At 66.6% G+C, this 16,529-nt stretch carries 12 protein-coding genes and 1 tRNA gene; 3 read left to right on the plus strand and 10 right to left on the minus strand.

Features of this window, described 5'->3' with window-relative positions; translation table 11 throughout:
• Positions 1 to 54: 54 nt before the first annotated feature.
• The 5 genes from iscA to uvrB all read right to left on the minus strand — a co-directional run bounded on the left by iscA (position 55) and on the right by uvrB (position 5,053).
• On the minus strand, positions 55 to 378 hold the full coding sequence (iscA, locus tag ASF94_RS08710; protein ID WP_056664404.1) for an iron-sulfur cluster assembly protein IscA: 324 nt from the start codon (positions 376 to 378) through the stop codon (positions 55 to 57).
• A 4-nt stretch (positions 379 to 382) separates the two neighbouring features.
• Positions 383 to 793 (minus strand): Fe-S cluster assembly scaffold IscU, encoded by a 411-nt coding sequence (gene iscU / locus ASF94_RS08715; RefSeq protein ID WP_056664407.1) that lies wholly within the window; start codon positions 791 to 793, stop codon positions 383 to 385.
• A 21-nt stretch (positions 794 to 814) separates the two neighbouring features.
• Positions 815 to 2,035, minus strand: coding sequence for an IscS subfamily cysteine desulfurase (locus tag ASF94_RS08720; protein ID WP_056664410.1), 1,221 nt, complete (start codon positions 2,033 to 2,035; stop codon positions 815 to 817).
• A 126-nt stretch (positions 2,036 to 2,161) separates the two neighbouring features.
• Entirely contained in the window at positions 2,162 to 2,698 is a 537-nt protein-coding gene (gene iscR, locus ASF94_RS08725; protein WP_056664413.1) for a Fe-S cluster assembly transcriptional regulator IscR, read from the minus strand.
• Positions 2,699 to 2,962: 264 nt separating this feature from the next.
• On the minus strand, positions 2,963 to 5,053 hold the full coding sequence (gene uvrB / locus ASF94_RS08730) for an excinuclease ABC subunit UvrB (RefSeq protein ID WP_056664416.1): 2,091 nt from the start codon (positions 5,051 to 5,053) through the stop codon (positions 2,963 to 2,965).
• 108 nt (positions 5,054 to 5,161) lie between these two features.
• Between uvrB and ASF94_RS08735 the strand changes: the two genes are divergently transcribed.
• Complete coding sequence (locus ASF94_RS08735) at positions 5,162 to 6,358, plus strand: amino acid aminotransferase (RefSeq protein WP_056664418.1); 1,197 nt, start codon at positions 5,162 to 5,164, stop codon at positions 6,356 to 6,358.
• Between the two features lie 236 nt (positions 6,359 to 6,594).
• Here the strand turns inward: ASF94_RS08735 and ASF94_RS08740 are convergent, their stop codons facing one another.
• The 3 genes from ASF94_RS08740 to ASF94_RS08750 form a co-directional block, all read right to left on the minus strand.
• Complete coding sequence (locus ASF94_RS08740) at positions 6,595 to 7,734, minus strand: ROK family protein (RefSeq protein ID WP_156382454.1); 1,140 nt, start codon at positions 7,732 to 7,734, stop codon at positions 6,595 to 6,597.
• 192 nt (positions 7,735 to 7,926) lie between these two features.
• Complete coding sequence (locus tag ASF94_RS08745) at positions 7,927 to 9,135, minus strand: YeeE/YedE family protein (protein ID WP_056664421.1); 1,209 nt, start codon at positions 9,133 to 9,135, stop codon at positions 7,927 to 7,929.
• A 161-nt stretch (positions 9,136 to 9,296) separates the two neighbouring features.
• The gene (locus tag ASF94_RS08750; protein WP_082493090.1) at positions 9,297 to 10,280 is read right to left on the minus strand and encodes a sulfurtransferase; all 984 of its coding nucleotides are present in this window, start codon (positions 10,278 to 10,280) and stop codon (positions 9,297 to 9,299) included.
• Between the two features lie 278 nt (positions 10,281 to 10,558).
• Between ASF94_RS08750 and ASF94_RS08755 the strand changes: the two genes are divergently transcribed.
• Positions 10,559 to 12,391, plus strand: coding sequence for a M14 family metallopeptidase (locus ASF94_RS08755; RefSeq protein WP_056664424.1), 1,833 nt, complete (start codon positions 10,559 to 10,561; stop codon positions 12,389 to 12,391).
• A gap of 194 nt (positions 12,392 to 12,585) precedes the next feature.
• On the opposite strand, the gene ybaL is transcribed toward ASF94_RS08755, so the two are convergent.
• Positions 12,586 to 14,331: a YbaL family putative K(+) efflux transporter gene (ybaL, locus tag ASF94_RS08760; RefSeq protein WP_056664427.1), complete on the minus strand. Its 1,746-nt coding sequence runs from the start codon at positions 14,329 to 14,331 to the stop codon at positions 12,586 to 12,588.
• Positions 14,332 to 14,574: 243 nt separating this feature from the next.
• On the opposite strand from ybaL, the gene ASF94_RS08765 reads away from it, so the two are divergent.
• Positions 14,575 to 14,651 (plus strand) — tRNA-Arg (locus ASF94_RS08765).
• 199 nt (positions 14,652 to 14,850) lie between these two features.
• Here the strand turns inward: ASF94_RS08765 and ASF94_RS08770 are convergent.
• On the minus strand, positions 14,851 to 16,356 hold the full coding sequence (locus ASF94_RS08770; protein WP_056664430.1) for a CYTH and CHAD domain-containing protein: 1,506 nt from the start codon (positions 16,354 to 16,356) through the stop codon (positions 14,851 to 14,853).
• Positions 16,357 to 16,529: the final 173 nt, after the last annotated feature.

Consider the following 16,529-nt stretch of genomic DNA (forward strand, 5'->3'; position numbering starts at 1 on the left):
AACCGCCAGCGCGGCGGGCGTTGGCGGTCGCAGGGGTGAGCGGCCCGGTCGCGGTCAGACCCGGAAGCTTTCACCGCAACCGCAGCGGTCGCGCTCGTTGGGGTTGTTGAACCGGAAGCCCTCGTTCAGCCCTTCGCGCACGAAGTCGAGCTCGGTGCCGTCGATGTAGGCGAGGCTCTTCGGGTCGATGAGCACCTTCACGCCATGGTTTTCAAAGACCACGTCTTCCGGCTCTTCGGCATCGACGTATTCCAGCTTGTAGGCCAGACCGGAGCACCCCGTGGTCTTCACGCCCAGCCGCACGCCCACGCCCTTCCCGCGCCGAGACAGGTAGCGGTTCACATGCCGGGCAGCGGCTTCCGTCAGGGTGATGGCCATGGCGTCAGGCCGCCTGCGCGTCGGCAGCCACTGCCGCGTGCTTGGTCTTGTAGTCCAGCACGGCGGCCTTGATGGCGTCTTCCGCGAGGATGGAGCAATGCACCTTGACGGGCGGCAGGGCGAGTTCCTGGGCGATCTCGCTGTTCTTGAGCGCAGCGGCTTCGTCGAGCGTCTTGCCCTTGACCCATTCCGTCACCAGCGACGACGACGCGATGGCCGAGCCGCAGCCGTAGGTCTTGAACCGGGCGTCTTCGATCACGCCGGTCTGCGGGTTCACCTTGATCTGCAGCTTCATCACGTCGCCGCAGGCGGGAGCGCCGACCATGCCGGTGCCCACCGATTCATCGCCCTTGTCGAACGAACCCACGTTGCGGGGGTTTTCGTAATGGTCGATCACTTTGTCTGAATAAGCCATGATGTTTACCTCTTCAATTCTTCAGTGTGCAGCCCACTGGATGGCGCTGATGTCGATGCCATCCTTGTACATGTCCCACAGCGGGCTCAGCTCGCGCAGCTTGGCCACGTTGTGCCGGATGGTGGAGATGGCGTAGTCGATCTCTTCTTCGGTCGTGAAGCGACCGATGGTCATGCGCAGGCTGCTGTGCGCCAGCTCGTCGCTGCGGCCCAGGGCGCGCAGCACATAGCTGGGCTCCAGGCTGGCGGACGTGCAGGCTGAGCCGGACGACACGGCCAGGCCCTTGATGCCCATGATCAGCGACTCGCCTTCCACATAGTTGAAGCTGATGTTCAGGTTGTGGGGCACGCGCTGCTCGAGGTCGCCGTTGATGAACACCTGCTCGATGTCCTTGAAGCCGTCCAGCATGCGCTTTTGCAGGGCGACGGCCTTGGCCCGGTCCTGCGCCATCTCTTCGCGGGCGATGCGGAAGGCTTCGCCCATGCCGACGATCTGGTGCGTGGGCAGCGTGCCGGAACGCATGCCCCGTTCATGGCCGCCGCCGTGCATCTGCGCTTCGAGGCGAACGCGCGGCTTGCGGCGCACATACAGGGCGCCGATGCCCTTCGGACCGTAGGTCTTGTGCGAGGCCAGGCTCATCAGGTCGATGGGCATGGTGGCCATGTCGAGTTCGATCTTGCCGGTGGCCTGAGCCGCGTCGACATGGAAGATCACACCCTTTTCGCGGCACAGGTTGCCGATGGCAGGGATGTCCTGGATCACGCCGATCTCGTTGTTCACGAACATCACGCTCAGCAGGATGGTGTCGGGACGGATGGCTGCCTTCAGCACCTCGAAATCGAGCAAGCCGTTTTCCAGCACGTCGAGGTACGTGACCTCAAAACCCTGGCGCTCCAGCTCGCGCATGGTGTCGAGCACGGCCTTGTGCTCGGTCTTCACCGTGATCAGGTGCTTGCCCTTGCCTTTGTAGAACTGCGCGGCGCCCTTCAGCGCCAGGTTGTTCGATTCGGTGGCGCCGCTGGTCCAGACGATCTCGCGCGGATCGGCGCCGATGAGTTCCGCCACTTGCGTGCGCGCCTTCTCCACCGCCTCTTCCGCCTCCCAGCCCCAGGCGTGGCTGCGCGAAGCGGGGTTGCCGAAATGCTCGCGCAGCCACGGAATCATGGCGTCGACCACGCGCGGGTCGACGGGCGTGGTGGCGCCGTAGTCGAGATAGATGGGGAAATGCGGTGTCATGTCCATGGCTGGCTCAATCAAGGATTCGGGCTGGCAAGGTCAGCGTTCGGTCGATGGTGGTGGCGAAGGGCGGGCCGGGTGTCTCTCCCTGCCCCGCCTGGGTTCAGGATGTGGCGAAGGCGTTGCAGGGCATCACGACTTGGCGAATGCATTGCCCAGGGCGAACACCGAGTTGGGTGCGTTCACGCGGATCGGTTTGACCACCGGCGTGGTGGAAATGGCGCGGCGCACGACCGGTTTGTCTTCGATCTGCACACCCTTGGCCAACTGGTCGTCCACCAGCTTCTGCAGGGTGACGGAGTCGAGGAACTCCACCATGCGCTGGTTGAGCGACGCCCACAGCTCGTGCGTCATGCAGCGGCCGGCTTCGCCCAGACAGTTTTCCTTGCCACCGCACTGGGTGGCGTCGATGGGTTCGTCCACCGACACGATGATGTCGGCGACGGTGATGTCGGCCGCCTTGCGGGCCAGCGTGTAGCCGCCGCCGGGGCCGCGGGTGGATTCCACCAGCTCGTGGCGGCGCAGCTTGCCGAACAGCTGTTCCAGATAGGACAGCGAGATCTGCTGGCGCTGGCTGATGGCCGCCAGGGTGACAGGACCATTGTTCTGGCGCAGGGCCAGATCGATCATGGCGGTTACCGCAAAACGGCCTTTGGTAGTGAGACGCATCGCAAGCTCCTAAAATTCAGGCTTGTTCGTTGTAGAAACACCGAAGGGTTTTACGAAAAACCGACCTCGGCACCGTCTCCGCCCCCTGCCCCGACACAGGCACCTGAACCCGGTGGAGCCCCTGTTTCATCCTGGGCTTTATTAGTTGACTCTTTCAGGAGAGTATAGCACAAATCCCTATTGTTTTTGTCGGGTAACAATACCACGCACTTCCCTTTGTGCATGTCTGCTAGCGGCCGCGTTGAGACCGGCACCCGCTGACAGCTACAGGGAGACCCGGTCACCCCCGGATGCGCCAAAGGCCTGGTCTTTGAGCCGGGTCAGCTGATCGCGGGTGCGGGCCGCCTGCTCGAATTCCAGGTTGCGCGCGTGATCGAGCATGAGCTTTTCCAGTCGCTTGATCTCGCGTGCCACGTCCTTTTCCGACATGTCTTCCACTTCAGCGCGACGCATAGACTCCATTTCCAGCCGCTCGGCTTCCTTGCCGGTCTTTTCGCTGTAGACGCCGTCGATCAGGTCTCTCACCTGCTTGACGATGCTGCGGGGCGTAATGCCCTCGGCCGCGTTGTGTGCGATCTGTTTGGCGCGGCGGCGTTCCGTTTCATCGATGGCTTTTTTCATCGAATCGGTGATCCGGTCGGCGTACAGGATGGCCATGCCGTTCATGTTGCGGGCCGCCCGGCCGATGGTCTGGATCAGGCTTCGCTCGGCGCGCAGGAAGCCTTCCTTGTCCGCGTCCAGGATGGCCACGAGGGAGACTTCCGGAATGTCCAGGCCCTCGCGCAGCAGGTTGATGCCGACCAGCACGTCGAAGGCGCCCAGCCGCAGGTCGCGCAAAATTTCCACCCGCTCGACCGTGTCGATGTCCGAGTGCAGGTAGCGCACCTTCACGCCGTTGTCGGTCAGGTAATCGGTCAGCTGCTCGGCCATGCGCTTGGTCAGGGTGGTGATCAGCACACGCTCGTTCTTCTCGACGCGGATGCGGATCTCCTGCAGCACGTCGTCCACCTGGTGGGTCGCCGGGCGCACCTCGACAATGGGGTCAACCAGGCCGGTGGGCCGCACCAGCTGCTCGACCACCTTGCTCGCATGCGTCTTCTCGTAGTCCGCAGGCGTGGCGGACACAAAGACCACCTGCCGCATGCGCTTCTCGAACTCGTCGAACTTGAGCGGCCGGTTGTCCAGCGCCGAGGGCAGGCGGAAGCCATAGTCCACCAAGGTGGTCTTGCGCGCCCGGTCGCCGTTGTACATAGCGCTCAGCTGGCCGATCATCTGATGGCTCTCGTCCAGGAACATGACCGAGTCGGGCGGCAGGTAATTGGTCAGCGTCGGCGGCGGATCGCCCGGCTGCGCACCGGAGAGGTGCCGGGTGTAGTTCTCGATGCCCTTGCAGTGGCCCACCTCGCTCAGCATCTCCAGGTCGAACCGGGTGCGCTGCTCCAGGCGCTGGGCTTCCACCAGCTTGCCTTCCGAGACGAACTGCTGGAGGCGGTCTGCCAGTTCCAGCTTGATGCTTTCCACCGCGGCGACCACCTTGTCGCGCGGCGTCACGTAGTGGCTGCTGGGGTAGATGGTGAAGCGGGGAATCTTCTGCCGAACCCGTCCGGTGAGCGGGTCGAAGAGCGAGAGCGACTCCACCTCGTCGTCGAACAGCTCAATGCGGATGGCCAGTTCGCTGTGCTCGGAAGGAAACACGTCGATCGTGTCGCCCCGCACGCGGAACGCCCCGCGCGAGAAATCCTGCTCGTTGCGGGTGTACTGCATGCGGATCAGCCGGCCGATCACGTCGCGCTGGCTCAGCTCGTCGCCCACGCGCAGGATGAACCGCATCTGGGTGTAATCCTCGGGGGCTCCGATGCCGTAGATGGCGCTCACCGTCGCCACGATCACCACGTCGCGCCGCTCCAGCACGCTCTTGGTGGCCGACAGGCGCATCTGCTCGATGTGCTCGTTGATGGCCGAGTCCTTCTCGATGAACAGGTCGCGCTGCGGAACGTAGGCCTCGGGCTGGTAGTAGTCGTAGTAGCTGACGAAGTACTCCACCGCATTCTTCGGAAAGAACTCCCGGAATTCGCTGTAGAGCTGTGCGGCCAGCGTCTTGTTGGGTGCGAACACGATGGCCGGGCGGCCCAGGCGGGCAATCACGTTGGCCATGGTGTAGGTCTTGCCCGAACCCGTCACACCCAGCAGCGTCTGGAAGACCTCGCCGTCTTCCACGCCTTCCACCAGCTGCTCGATGGCCGCGGGCTGGTCGCCCGCCGGCGGGTACGGCTGGAAGAGCTCGAACGGCGAGCCGGGAAAACGCACGAACGTGCCCTCTTGCGAGGACGGCATGGCTTCAATGGGTTTTGGCATGGGTGGGCGGAGAGTGGAACCCTTAAACTCGGGCCGACCCGGCAGACTACAACAGCCCGGTCGTTCGCTTTGACATCCTTTGTCGCTATTGCTCTAGGAAAGAACTCCATGTCTCTCTTCACCGCCGTCGAAATGGCACCGCGCGACCCGATCCTGGGTCTGAACGATCAGTTTGCTGCTGATACCAACCCGAACAAGGTCAACCTGGGCGTGGGCGTGTATTTCGACGACAACGGCAAGCTGCCTTTGCTGCAGTGCGTGCAGGCCGCTGAAAAGGCCCTGATGGAGAAGCCGACCGCTCGCGGCTATCTGCCGATCGACGGTATCGCCGCCTACGACAACGCCGTGAAGACGCTGGTGTTCGGCGAGGGCAGCGAGCCGCTGACCTCCGGCCGCGTCGCCACGGTGCAGGCCATTGGCGGCACGGGCGGGCTGAAGGTCGGCGCCGACTTCCTGAAGAAGATCAGCCCCGATGCCAAGGTGCTGATCTCCGACCCCAGCTGGGAGAACCACCGCGCCCTGTTCACCAACGCCGGCTTCACGGTGGACACCTACGCCTATTACGACGCGGCCAAGCGCGGCGTGAACTTCGAAGGCATGTTCGCCAGCCTGAAGGCTGCCGCGCCCGGCACCATCGTCGTGCTGCATGCCTGCTGCCACAACCCCACCGGCTACGACATCACGCCCGAACAGTGGGACCAGGTCATCGCGGTCGTCAAGGCCCAGGGCCTGACGCCGTTCCTCGACATGGCTTACCAGGGCTTCGGCCACGGCATCCAGGAAGACGGCGCCGTGATCCAGAAATTCGTCGCCGCTGGCTTGAACTTCTTCGTCTCGACGTCGTTCAGCAAGAGCTTCAGCCTGTACGGCGAGCGTGTGGGCGGCCTGTCGGTGCTGTGCAGCGACAAGGAAGAAGCGGCCCGCGTGCTGAGCCAGTTGAAGATCGCCATCCGCACCAACTATTCCAACCCGCCCACGCACGGTGGCGCGGTGGTGGCGGCGGTGCTGGGCAACGCTGAGTTGCGTTCGCTGTGGGAGAAGGAACTGGGCGAGATGCGCGTGCGCATCAAGGCCATGCGCCAGAAGCTGGTGGACGGCCTCAAGGCGGCGGGGGTGAAGCAGGACATGTCGTTCATCACCGACCAGATCGGCATGTTCAGCTACTCCGGCCTCTCCAAGGACCAGATGGTGCGCCTGCGCAATGAGTTCGGCGTGTACGGCACCGACACCGGCCGCATGTGCGTGGCCGCGCTCAACAGCAAGAACATCGACTACGTCTGCCAGTCGATCGCCAAGGTGGTGTGACGGGGCCCTGCCCCTTGGAGCAACCACCCGTGGGCGCAATGCCGCTCAGTGGACTCGTTCGCCCTGAGCCTGCCGAAGGGCTACGCCATTGGCGTGCCCTGGCTTCTGCAAGCTCAGCCCGAACGGTGTCGGATGGACTGGCGGTCAGGGGCTCAAGGGACTTTTCTTGAAGTCTTTTTGGCCTGCGGCGCTGGATACATCTGGGCGGGCAGCTATCGTTTGGATAGCGTAGCCCTTCAACTCGGCGCTGGCTCGCGGTTCGTGTAGCTGGCGTTGCCCAGGCCCGTACCCACCGTCAGCACGGCCCAGCGCTTCACATCCTGTGTGAACGGCAGTTCCGACAAACCCTGCACCACCGCGTCGTTGTGCAGGCACACCTGGGTGCGCCCTCCGCTGATGGTCGGCAGCCGCTCTGCCAGGTCGCGCGGCAGGTGGAAGCGGGTGCTTTCCCAGTTGCCGGGCAGGTTCTGCGTGCCTCCGGCAATCGAGCCGTCCTCGCAGATCAGCCCAGGGCAGGCCACGCCGATGAAGGGCGCCACGCGGATGCCCTTCTTCTCGGCATACTCCAGCAGCTTCTCCAGCATGGCGGCGATGCCTTCCACCAGTTCGTCGCGCTTGGGCTCATCGCCCGCGTGGCTCCATTTGTCCCGCCGCACCACCTCGGCGCACGACATGTCGGGCGTTTTGTGCAGGTGGGTGAGGACGATGCCGCAGCGCGCATTCGTGCCGCCGATGTCCACCGCCAGGATGGCGTCGTAGCTCTGCAGCAGCGCCGTCGGCGCCAGATGCACCCAGCCGATCAGACCGCCCTCATCGGCATGGTGGTGCAGCGTACGCAGCTCCACCGCCACCTTGTCCTTGACCAGCAGCTCGGCCGCGCGCCCGATGGCGCCCTCGCCCACCTCGCTCTGGTGAAAGCCGCCGCCCACGATCACCCGCTTGACGCCCTTCCAGCTCTTTTCCTTCAGGAAGCGCTGAACCACGTGCGACAACTGGAGCGCATAGTCTTCCTGCGCCGCGCGGATGGCGGCCGCGGCCGGTCCGTCTTTCTCCAGCAGCTCGTCCAGCCGGTGCTTGCCGATGTCCTGCGTCGGCTTGGCGCCCAGGGGGTCCTTGCCCGCCATCTCGAAGAACACCTCGCGCCAGGCGTGCAGCATCTTGCGGAACGCGGTACGGCTGGCGGTGTCGCCGATGAACTGGTCGTCCTCACGCAATTCGAGGCTGTATCCGTCGATGGTGACCGAGGGCAGCTCCAGTTCCCCGTGCGGGCCGAGCGTGGCCAATTCCAGCTGGGCGCGTTGCTCGCGCTCGCTGGGCGTGTTGGTTTTGGCGTTCTTGGAGCGGGTGTCTTCAGAATCGTCGTGCTTGTCGGCCATGCAATCCTTCGTAGCGAGCCCACCTCGGGCGATGCGCGGATGATGGAGTGGACTGCGTCGGCTGCGCGTCAGCCAAAGCCCTGTCCTGGGTGGATCCGTAGTCGGCGCGGGGGCTTTATGCTATAAATATAATAGCAAAAGGTGCGAGAAAACCGGGCGCAGGACGGCGAAAAGGCTTGAAGTGACAAGGCTTCAGGTGATCGAGGCCGCGCCTCGGTCGGCGTGCCAGCGCACTGCAGCCAGGCCGATGCCCACCGCCGTGAACACTGCGGCCCCGAACACCCAGCCCGACAGCGCCCCCACCATGCCGCCCGACAGCAGCGTGCCGATGGTGCAGCCCAGACCGGTCATCGCGCCCCAACCCAGCAGTACACCGCCGCCCAACCCCCGGGCAGCATCGCGCCAGGTGGGCCACCGTGGGGCGAACTGCCGGCTGGCCAAAGCCGCCGCGAAGGAGCCGGCCACGATACCCGCCAGCAGCAGGGCATTGGGCGTGAGCCAGCTGGCCGGCACCGCAGTGGCGCAGCCCGCGAAGCCGTCCAGCCCGTTCAAGCGATCCGGGATCCATCCCTGCCGCTCGGCGGCGGACCGCGCTGCGCTGCCCAGCGTGGCGGTCACGCCCAGGGGACGCATGCGCACGATGACCAGAGCGCCGATGAGCCCTACCGCCCACCCGCCCACCCAGTAAGGCCAACGCCCGGTCCAGAGCCTGCGCCAAACGGCGCCCAAGGTCGGCACGCGGCCGTCGCTCGTCGCTGGAGCCGAGCCGGACTGGTGGCTGAAGCCGCGCCACAGCCAGGTGGACAGCGCAGCCAGCAGGCCAAGCTGCAGCGCCAGCGCGCCGCCGTACCCCAGATGCGCCGGCAGCCAGATGACGGGCGCATCCGCCACCTGCCAGCTGTAGAGCGCGTTCCAGGTCTTGAAGCCCAGTACGAAGCCCAGGGCCGAACCGGCCAGGGCGAAGGGCGACACCGCTGAGCCCTCGGCCAACCGGTACCAGTGGGCGCTGATGCACGAGCCTGACACGACCATTCCTGCGCCGAAAGCCAAACCGGCGGCCACCAGCACCCAGCTGACCGGCCCGATGTGCATGTCCGGTGGCAGCTGGCCCGGTACCGGTTGCGGCACCCACCCGCCCAGCACCACGGTGGAGCCGACCGACCCCACCGCCAGCGCCAGCACGATGGCCAGCAGGCCCCGCGGGTCGCGCCGGTCGAACCAGTCGCGCGCGTGGCAGTAAAAGCAGAAGCGGGACCGCTGCAGCACCAGGCCCAGCACCGCGCCTGCCAGCAGCGCGAAGGCCAGGGTGCGGCCGCCCCCGGCTTGGGCCTGCAACCGGTAGGCGAGCCAGATCACAGCGCCGGCCAGCGACGCACCGATCCAGGGAAAAACGAAAGACATGCCGCGAACCCTTCCATCGCCGAGTCCGCTTGCCTGACCCTGCCAAGGCGAGCGGCGGCTGACCGACAAAAAACAGCCCGCGCGAAGCGGGCTGAAAACGGAGACCCCCTACCAACCAGGTGGTGCACGGCCCGCCCCGCGCGCGGCGGGCGGGCCGGCGCTCATTTGGCCGCCCAGACCGTACCCGACGGGTTGATGATGGGTACGCCGACCGCGTTGCCGTACTCGGTCCACGATCCGTCGTAGTTCTTCACCGAGTAGCCCAGGATCTTGGACAGCGCGAACCAGGTGTGGCTGGAGCGCTCGCCGATGCGGCAGTAGGTGATGACGGGCCTGGTGCCGTCGATGCCCGCAGCGGAATAGAGCTTCTTCAACTCTTCCGGCGACTTGAAGGTGCCGTCCTCCTTCACGGCCTGGCCCCAGGGCACGTTCGCAGCCCCGGGGATGTGGCCGGCGCGGATCGAAAGCTCCGGCACACCCGCCGGAGCGAAGACCTTGCCGCTGTATTCGTCGGCCGAGCGGATATCCACCAGCTTCGCGTCGCTCCGGCCCTCGGCGGCGGCCAGGGCGTCGGCCAGGCGGGCACGCAACTGGGTGTTGACGGCCTGCACCCGGTAGGTGGTGGCGGCGTAGTCCGGCGCACGGTTGTTGAGCGGCCGGTTCTCGGCCTCCCATTTCTTGCGGCCGCCGTCCAGCAGCTTGACGTTCTTCACCCCGTAGATGTCGAACACCCAGGCCCCCCATGCGGCGAACCAGTTGTTGGTGTCGCCGTACAGCACTACGGTGGTGTCGGGCGTCACGCCGGCTTTGGAGAGCAGCGCCTCGAAGGCTTCCTTGCCGACGATGTCGCGCCGCACCTTGTCGTTCAGGTCGTTGTGCCAGGACAGGTTCACCGCACCAGGGACATGGCTGCGTTCGTAGAGCCCGGGATTCACGCTGACTTCGATGACGCGCACCTTCGGATCGGCCAGGTTCTGCGCCAGCCACTCGGTGGTGACGAGGACGTTGGATGCGCCCGAGGCTGCGGCCGACGGCGCGGGGTTGGCGAACGCCGCACCGGCCCAGACCAGCGCCGCCAGCGCCAGCCCGGCTGGTACGCGGCCCGTCGCCAGCCGAATGCCTCGCGAATATCGTGTTGCTGCCATATGGATAACCCTCCGTGGATGTGTGGAACGCATGGTGAGCGTGTGGTGAAGTCACCGGCAAGGGCCCCGGCGCGGCGCCCATGGCATGCAATGTAGATAGCGCAGCGCCCGCCTCCAACTGCGGAAATCGCAGCTGCTTATGCACCGAACAACCGAGCCCGTGCCTCGTAGGCCAACACCGCAAAAGCACGGGCGACCGGTGCGATATCGGCCATGCGCGGATGCCCCGGGTAACATCCCGCACCATCCGCAGCCCGGGAACGACTCCCTACACCGCCATGCCACAGCACGCCGCTCATTCGTCCGCTACCCTGCCCCGCGCCGCCTGGCGCCTGGGCGCCGTCGCCGCCGCCGCGCTGCTCGCTGCGTGCGGCAGCACGCCGTTGCCGCCATGGCCGGCAGGCGGGCCGCAGGCCGCGCCTGCCCAGTCCACCGCCACCCGCACGGTGCCCCCGCCGCTGGGTACCCAGCGGGCCGAAGTGATCTCCACGCCGATCGCGCAGAGCCCGCTGCCGGGGACCGTGGTGGATGCCCCCTCTCCTCCCGGACCTGCCAGCTCCGCTGCGGGGGAACCGCTCCCCTACAGCGACGCTGTGGCCGCGCGGTTCCCGGCGCCCTCGGTGCGTTACGACACGCCTGGCCTGGCGGAGGGCCGCCGCGCCTTCACCACCAATGCCGAGCTGGCCGACTGGCTGCGCGGACTGGCCACCTCGGCGAAGGGCAGCACCCGCGCGGCGCTGCTGGACCTCGGCGCGTCGCAACGCGGCATGCCGCTGCATGCCCTGGTCCTGAGCCGCGCTGGCGGCACCGACGTGGCCGCGCTGGAAGCCAGCGGCCGTCCCACGGTGCTGCTGATCGGCCAGCAGCACGGCGACGAACCCGCGGCCGGCGAGGCCATGCTGGTGCTGGCCCGCGAGCTGTCGCAAGGACTGCTGGAGCCGCTGCTCGACCGCATCAACGTGATCGTCGTGCCGCGTGCCAACCCCGACGGCGCCGACGCGGGCACCCGGGTGACGGCCAACGGCATCGACATGAACCGGGATCACCTGCTGCTCAACACGCCCGAAGCGCAGGCGCTGGCCAAGCTGGTGAGCAACTACCGCCCCGTCGCGGTGCTCGACGCGCACGAATACACCGTGGTCGGCCGCTTCCTAGAGAAGTTCGGCGGCATCCAGCGCTACGACGCGCTGCTGCAGCACGCCACCACCGCCAACGTGCCGGAGTTCATCAACAAGGCCGCGCTGGAATGGTTCCACCAGCCGATGGTCGCCGCCCTCACGGCGCAGGGCCTGACCAGCGAGTGGTACTACACCACCTCGACCGACCTGAACGACCGACGCGTGTCGATGGGCGGCACGCAGCCCGACACGGGCCGGAACGTCAACGGCCTGAAGAACACCGCCAGCCTGCTGGTGGAAACCCGGGGCGTCGGCATCGGCCGCACGCACATCCAGCGCCGGGTGCACACGCAGGTGACGGCACTCACGGCCGCGCTGCGCAGTGCGGCGGAACGCGCCTCCAACCTGGAACAGGTGCGGTCCTTCGTTGCCCGTGACGTGGCGGCGCAGGCCTGCCGCGGGCAGGTGGTGATCGAGGCCGGCCCCACCGCCACGCAGCGCGACCTGATGATGATCGACCCGCAGACCGGTGCGGACCGGTCGTTGCCCGTCGAATGGAATTCGGCGCTGGAGCTGCGCTCGCTCAAGACCCGCGCCCGGCCCTGCGGCTACTGGCTGGCGGGCACGGCCGCCCCGGCGGCGGACCGGCTGCGCATGCTGGGCCTGCAGGTGATGCGGGTGGCCGAGCAGGGTTCGCTGCTGGCCGACGTCTACCAGGAGACGAGCCGGGACACGTCCGCCCGCCAGGACGTTCGCGGCACCGTCGCGGGCAGCGGCCAGATCGTGCGGGTGCAGGTGACCCCCGCCCGCAGCGCCATCGACGTGCCGGCCGGCAGCTTCTACGTGCCTCTGAACCAGCCGCTCGCGAATGTCGCGGTCGCCGCGCTGGAGCCCGACACGCAGAACAGCTATTTCGCCAACGGCGTGATCGGCGGCCTCACGGAAACCGCCCGCGTCATGGCGCCGCCATCGGTGGTGTTCGAGGAAGACTGAGCCGGGCAGGCCGAGGGCTGCGACTCTGGCTGGAGGATTCCGGGCGGCCCCTGATCAGGGACCGCACCACCCTGCAAAGCGTCGGAAGGCTGGCTGGCAGGCAAGCGATTTGCTATGTTATTAATAGCAAACCGGCAGGGCGGGACAAGCGCTAGTCGCCCAAATCGCCTTACGTCGCCGTCGACCCACTTGAATCATGCGCGGTGCTCGTGCAGAGCTCCGGGCGCCGTCGCCTGTGCGTGGCGCTGGTCGGCGCAGTCCAGCACATGGGCGGTCATGGCCACGGCGAGCGCCTCTTCGCCCAGGAAGACCTTGCCGACGCCGTCCTGCTCCAGCAGGCGCGCCTCTTCCTCGTTGTGGCTGCGCACGACGGTGGCAATGCCGGGGTTCAGGGTGCGCGCTGTCTCGACAATCTGGCGCACGTTGAGCGTGTCCGGAGTGGCGATCACCAACATGTGAGCGCGGGCGATGTGGGCCTGGATCAGCACGGAGGGCTCCACCGCATCGCCATAGACGGCGGCGATGCCCTGCTCGCGCAGCATCTCGACCAGGTCACGGTTCTGCTCGGCGACGACGAAGGGAATGTCCTGCCCGGCCAGGGCGGAGGCGATGCGTTGCCCTACACGCCCATAGCCCACCAGCACCACCTGGCGCGCCAGATAGCGTTCGTCGGTGCTCATGGGCAGCTCCGCCAGCGGGTCGTCGCGCTGCTCCAGGCTGCGCGCCCAGGCCGACTTGGCGCGCAGCCACTCCTGCAGCGGTGCGATGGCGCGGAACAGCACCGGGTTGACGGCGATGGAGATCAGCGCCCCGGCCAGTACCAGGCTCGCACCCTCGGGCGGCAACAGGCCCAGCGACGCGCCCAGCCCCACCAGAATGAACGAGAACTCGCCGATCTGCGCCAGGCTGGCCGACACCGTGAGGGCCGTGTTGAGCGGGTACCGGAACGCCAGCACCAGGGCTGCCGCCGCCAGCGTCTTGCCGAAGATGATGACCGCGACCACGGCCAGCACCTGGAAGGGCCGTTCGAGCAGCACCCAGGGGTTGAACAGCATGCCGACCGACACGAAGAAGAGCACCGCGAAGGCGTCGCGCAGCGGCAGGGATTCCTGCGCGGCGCGGTGGCTGAATTCCGATTCGCGCATCACCATGCCGGCGAAGAAGGCGCCCAGGGCGAACGACACGCCGAACAGCGCCGCCGAGCCGAAGGCAATGCTGACGGCGGCGGCCACCACGCAGAGCGTGAACAGCTCGCGCGAACCCGTGCGCGCCACCTGCCAGAGCACCCAGGGGAACACCCGGCGCCCCACCACCAGCATCAGCACCACGAAGGCCGCCACCTGCGCCAGCGTGATGCCCACCGTCCTCAGCACGCTGCTGGCGGGCTCGTGCGCTCCCGCCGAGTCCGGCCCGCCGAGCCAGCCGGCCAGCGGCGGCAGCAGCACCAGCACCAGCACCATCGCCAGGTCTTCCACCACCAGCCAGCCGACCGCGATCCGCCCGGTGTACGAATCCAGGATGCCCTGCGTCTCCAATGCGCGCAGCAGCACCACCGTGCTGGCGACCGAGAGCGACAGGCCGAACACCAGCGCCCCGCCCAGACCCCAACCCCACCAGGTGGCCAGGCCCATGCCCATCAGGGTGGCCACCACCATCTGCACCACCGCGCCAGGCAAGGCGATGCGCCGCACCGCGAGCAGGTCGCCCAGCGAAAAATGCAGGCCGACACCGAACATCAGCAGCATCACCCCGATCTCGGCCAGCTGGCTCGCCATCTCCTTATCGGCCACGAAACCGGGCGTGAACGGCCCGATCACCACGCCCGCCAGCAGATAGCCCACCAGCGCCGGCAGCTTGACGCGCGTGGCCACGAAGCCGAGCACCAGCGCCAGACCCAATGCCGCGGCGATGGTGTTGATGAGCGGCAGGCTGGCGTGCATGGGCGATGAAGGTTGAGCGTGTTTGAGAGAAAAGAGTGCGCGATACGCGCCGGCGCAGCGGCATCGGAGCCGTGGTGAACCGTTATAACCGCAACGCCCCCACCACGCAAAAACGAGGCCAGCGTATGACGCCGGCCTGCCCGACGCTCCCGGGCCGGGTATCATTCAGGCCCTCGCGCGTGCCGCGAGAATGGCGTCACAAGCACTTCCGGGCGACGGAAGCTGCCTTGGCTGGCGCCCCATCTGCCCGTAGCTCAACTGGATAGAGCAATTGCCTTCTAAGCAATAGGTCGGGGGTTCGAGTCCCTCCGGGCAGGCCATGCATCGCACGGTAAAGCCACTCGTCAGCGCAAGATCGCGCCCTCGCCTCAGGCGTTTCCGAGCACCCACCATGGGTCGACATCGATGCGGGCGGTGGGGCTCAGGCCTTGCAGTCTGCGGCGATCCGCAGCCTCCTCCCGCTGCTCGCTGCATGCAGGTGTTCCAGAGCCTTCCAGGGCACAGCGAATGGTCTGCGCCCTATCGGAAAGCCCCATGTTGGAACCCCGGCGGCTTTCTGACGCGTTGGAGCGTTCGATCGCAGTCGGTCAGCAGCTGTTCGCGCTGGGCGGCCAGCCATCCCACTGCGAACCAGGCTCTTGGATCTTCCGCAGCGATGGTCCGGTAGAGCGCCTCTGCCACCTGGTGATCGTTGAGCGCACCGAGCGCTGACTGGGCAGGCTTGAGGCGCTTGAGAAAGGACTGGTGGCCATGCTTCATCGCCGGCCCCAAAAACTCAGCGAGGTAGCGCAGCCTCTTGAGGCGCTTGCGAACCCGGTGCTGGTGTTCCGGCGCCCATTCCTGGAACCCGACGATATCGCGGGTCGCTCGCTTGAAAAGGCGCTTGACCCTTTTCGCAAGGGCGCGCCTCGTCGCGTTGGGGCTGAGGCTGGAGTCTTCTGCAATCCCTTCGTCGGTCGTTGCAGTGAAAGCCAGCAGTTGGACCAGGGTCTGCTGGAAGTCGGCGCTCCGGATGATCTCGGCTGCGGACATGTCTGCGCTTTTGAGGCGTGCCATGGGAGGCGCGCCGGCATCCCGCAACCGGTGGCCGAACCGCTCCAGCGCCTGACCCCGGTCGCGCAATTCGCCGAGACGCCTGAACACCCGCTTCAGCGGCGCTTCCCACCGCGGGTCGAAAGATCCGTCGGCCAAGCCCGCAAGCTCACGCAACGCCGTCCGCAACCTGCGCAGGCCCACCCGCAGCTGGTGAACGTGTGCATCGGTGCCTCCCCCCTCCGCCAGCTCGCTGGCGTTGCTCATGACCTGGTGGAGGCAATGGCCCACCACCAGCTTCTGCAGTTCCCGGCCGGCGGGAAGAGCGCCGTGGTCTGCAGTCAGCGGCTTTGCTTTTTCAGCGGGCCGGCCCCAGTGCGCTGCCAGCAGCCGCTCACCGCGTTCCGCCTTGGAAATGGTGCTGAGGAAGAGCCCGTGCCGGGCGATCCAGTCGATCGCCGTCTGCACAACTGCCTGGAGCTCGCCTTCCTTGACTTCCATCTCCAGCTCGCGGACGGGGGCGCTGTTTCCCTTGGACGGACCGCCGTGGGTTTGCACCAGGCCATTGTCCAGCGCAAGCTCCACGACGCCGCCCACAAGCGGAATGTCACGGGTGATGCGTTCGATCTTGGTGTGGTAAATCTCCACCAACGTTTCCGCTGACGCATCCAGCGCTTCGAGCAGGAGATCGCCCGCCACCGAGCCGTGATGCAGGCTGGTATCAGGCACGGGCCCGGTTTCGGCAAACCCGTGGACCTCCACGTTGTGCTCTTCCCGCGCCACGAGGCTGTGCCCCATGGCCTTCACGGTCTGGATCCAGCGGTCCCCTTCCTTGCGGAGCCGAAGAGCGATGCCGCGCGATGCCAGCGCCTTGCCGGGCGTGTCGAAATAGTGCGCCTGCATGGAAGTGACCTTGAACTCTCCCTGCTTGACAGCGGCCTCTACCGCATCGAAGCGCTCTTCCGGAACGACGAATTTCAGTTCTATTTCCATGCTCTCTCCCGCGATCTGGCAGGGGTGTACTTTACGTTGGCAGCATCGCTCCGCCCGGTAGGAGCGTGGCGCGCGCAGTGGTCACGTATCGGCTATCGCGCGCTACGGGTGGAGCACCGGGTGGGCTTGCGGCGCCGGCATCCCCGGTGGAATCAGATCTCCGGTGCTCTGCG

Origin of the sequence: Acidovorax sp. Leaf160, from assembly GCF_001424265.1 — a bacterium.
GTDB lineage: Bacteria > Pseudomonadota > Gammaproteobacteria > Burkholderiales > Burkholderiaceae_C > Paracidovorax.